Source organism: Gilvimarinus sp. 1_MG-2023 (assembly GCF_030548285.1).
On sequence record NZ_JAUOSC010001032.1, the window covers coordinates 1 to 270 of the forward strand.

Below are 270 nucleotides of genomic sequence, written 5' to 3' on the forward strand. Positions count from 1 at the left end.
GAGTGTAACTGTCCTTGGGATTGCCCTCGGCATCCACGCCCATATCCCCGGTAATCACACCCTTGACCACCCCATCTTCAAGCAATACTTCTGCCGCCGGGAAGCCCGGATAGATTTCAACGCCGAGTTCTTCTGCCTGCTGACCCAGCCAGCGACACAAATTGCCAACGCTACCTATATAGTTGCCGTGGTTATGCATCGGTTTGGGCACAGCCCAGCCAGGGGCCTGTATCGACTTGCTGTCGCCAAGCATAAAATACACTTCCTCCC

1 protein-coding gene is annotated in these 270 nt (G+C 55.2%); it reads right to left on the reverse strand.

Going from position 1 to position 270, the window contains the following annotated elements:
• Positions 1-253 (reverse strand): NAD(P)/FAD-dependent oxidoreductase (locus tag Q4563_RS20010; RefSeq protein ID WP_442903818.1); only part of this gene is annotated, 253 nt, incomplete at its 3' end.
• Positions 254-270: the final 17 nt, after the last annotated feature.